This window comes from Acidithiobacillus sp. TH-A36, assembly GCF_057473445.1.
Window position 1 is genome coordinate 1 of sequence record NZ_JBYCKP010000615.1, and the last position, 2,718, is coordinate 2,718.

Sequence of the window (2,718 nt, forward strand, 5' to 3'; positions counted from 1 at the left end):
TGGCGGCACAAAGTCCCGAGGATGCCGAGGCTTTCAAGAGCCTGGGCGCTTCCCGGGTCCTGGTCATCGAAAATATCAAGTACGATCTTCCTGAACCCGTGGATGCCCTGGAAAAAGGACGCATCTGGCGGCAACATCTGGCAACCCGGCAGGTTTGGGTGTTTGCCTCCACCCATGCCGGTGAGGAAAAAATGGCAGTAGCGGTACTCGAACATTTACGCGTGCATTGGCCCCACCTTTTGCTGGTGCTGATTCCCCGGCATCCCAGCCGATGCGATGCCGTAGAGGCGGAGCTGCAAGCGGCCGGGACAGGGTATGCGCTGCGCTCCCGGGATGCTGAATTTGAAAGTAAAAACGTCTTGCTGGTGGATACCTTGGGAGAAGTGATGGATTTTTATGCAGCAGCGGATCTGGTGACGGTCGGCGGCAGTTTTGTCCCTGTGGGGGGGCATAATCCATTAGAGGCGGCGGTATTGTCCTGCCCCATTATTTTTGGCCCACACATGGAAAATTTTCGGAGTATCGCGCGGGATATGCTGGCTGCTGAAGCTGCCGTTCAGGCGGATGATGCTGAAGCCCTGGAGGCCCGGTTAGGGCACTGGCTGCGCCAACCCAAGGACGCTCAGGAACAGGGAAAAAGAGCCTTGGCTTTTGTCCAAAAGCAGCGCGGTTCTCTGGAAAAAATTATGCAGCTTCTGGAAGAACTGGATCTGTCCTAGATCTGGCAGCGGCCCGGGAGGCTTTACGGCGACTTTGGCCCGCGCCACAGAGCGCTCCGCAAGCGCCATAATCCTTCCTCCAGGACACTGCGGGGTGCTGCAAAATTCAGGCGCACAAAACCCTCTCCGCCCGGCCCGAAACTGGGTCCAAGATTGAGCCCGAGTCCGGCCTTGAGCAGGCTTTTCTGAATGTGATCGTCGTCGCCATAAGCCGCCACATCGAGCCAGGCCAGATAACCGAATTCCGGAATGCGGTAACCGGCTTCCGCCAGTTCCCGGCGCAGGAATTCCTGAATGAATTGTGCATTGGCCAACAGGTATTCCCGCAACGCCGTCTGCCATTCTGCACCCTGCTGCCAGGCACTGGTCATGGCCGTCAGGGCGCAGGCATTGGTCTGATGAATCTGGCTGCGATACAGCTCATCCCGAAAAGTCTGGCGTAATTCGCTGTCCGGAATAATGGCAATTCCGCCGCCAATGCCGGCAATGTTGAAACTCTTGCCCGCCGAACTCAGTAATACAGTCCGTGCTGCAAGCTTTGCAAAGGGAATATGTTGCGCATAACTGAGGTCGGCGTGAATTTCATCGCTGACTACCACGCAGTCGGCCGCCTTACAAAGCCGGGCCAGACGCTGAAGTTCTTCTTCCGTCCAGACCCGCCCCACCGGGTTGTGCGGCGAACAGAACAACAGCAGGCGGGATCGGGTTAATGCCTTTTCCAGGGCCTGCCAGTCGATATGGTAAGTCAGATCTGTTGCCCTTTGTAAGGGTACGAGGAGCAGCTCCCGATCATTTTTCCGCACGGCGTTCATAAAGGGAGGATAGATGGGCGGCATAACCATGACGCTGTCGCCTGGTTGAGTAAATGCCCGCACGGCTGCAAATAAGGCCGGTACCACTCCGCTGATGCTTCCTGTCGCGCCGGGTTCCGGGCGCCAGCCATGACGCGCAGCCATCCATTCGTCAGCCGCACGTAACATGGCCGGACCGTCACTGGGGTACCCAAAAATCGGGTGCTCCAGACGTTTTCGCAAGTCCTGGATGATAGGGTCGGGAACTGCAAAATCCATATCGGCAACCCACATGGGCAAAACATCGCCGCCGAAGCGATGCGCTGCTTCATCCCATTTTATGGAACCGGTGCCCATGCGCGGAATAACGGCATCAAATGGCGAGACTGAATTTCCGTGATTTTTCATAGGCGCTCCCAGAGGGTGGCTTGCGCGATACTGTGCTGATATTTGCGCGCGGTTTCGCGGATGACAAAGGGAATATCCAGCGGGCTTTCTTCCCGAAGCCGGAAATAGGGCGACAGGATTTCCTTGAGTGCTTCCAGGGTGCTGAGATTTTCACCATCTTTTTTGTAGCCACCGAGCCACTCGCTGCGTGCGGTATATTCTTCCAGCCAGGTGTAAGGTGAGGTGATGAGCAGGATGCCGCCCGGTACAATGCGCTCACGCATATCCTCCAGAAATTTGCGGGGATGATGCAGGCGATCAATGAGATTGGCCGCGACCACCAGATCATAGTCCCGATACAATGGTTTGAGATTGCAGGCGTCGGCCTGAAAAAAATGGACATGATCAGCACTTTCCCGCAAACCCAGGGTTGCCAGGTCGATGCTTTGATAACTCCGCAAATCGCCTTCTTCGACCCGTGTGTAGGAAAAATGTCCGCGCTCACGAAGTTGTACACCGACACTGATAAAGCGCGCCGAGAAATCCAGTCCGGTCACATCCGGGCAGTGTTTTGCCAGTTCAAAGCTGCTCCGTCCCACCGCGCAGCCAATATCCAAGGCCCGGCGCAATGGTTTACCCGCCATGGCACGAAGTGCCAGTTCAGCGACCGCAGCCGCAAAGTTAGGGACTTCATAATAGCTGCGTCCATAGTGAAATTCCGCATACTGGGAGACCAGTGCGTCGCTTTCATAAATGGGTACTTCAGGAACGATGTTGGTTGAGGTGACATAACGGAATCCGGCATGCTGAAAAAAATGCCG

Annotated in this window: 3 protein-coding genes; 1 reads left to right on the top strand and 2 read right to left on the bottom strand. The window is 56.0% G+C overall.

Features of this window, described 5'->3' with window-relative positions:
- Positions 1–719 (top strand): 3-deoxy-D-manno-octulosonic acid transferase (locus AC2VLY_RS15420; protein WP_486922583.1); only part of this gene is annotated, 719 nt, incomplete at its 5' end.
- 23 nt (positions 720–742) lie between these two features.
- Here AC2VLY_RS15420 and AC2VLY_RS15425 read toward each other — a convergent pair.
- Together AC2VLY_RS15425 and AC2VLY_RS15430 are read right to left on the bottom strand one after the other, a co-directional pair.
- Complete coding sequence (locus AC2VLY_RS15425) at positions 743–1,918, bottom strand: MalY/PatB family protein (protein ID WP_486893969.1); 1,176 nt, start codon at positions 1,916–1,918, stop codon at positions 743–745.
- On the bottom strand, positions 1,915–2,718 hold an 804-nt coding region (locus AC2VLY_RS15430; protein WP_486893967.1), incomplete at its 5' end, for a putative 4-mercaptohistidine N1-methyltransferase. The genes AC2VLY_RS15430 and AC2VLY_RS15425, both read right to left, overlap by 4 nt.

Coding starts and splice junctions, on each gene's coding strand:
- AC2VLY_RS15425 (WP_486893969.1), bottom strand. CDS start 1,918: ATGAAAAATCACGGAAATTCAGTCTCGCCATTTGATGCCGTTATTCCG.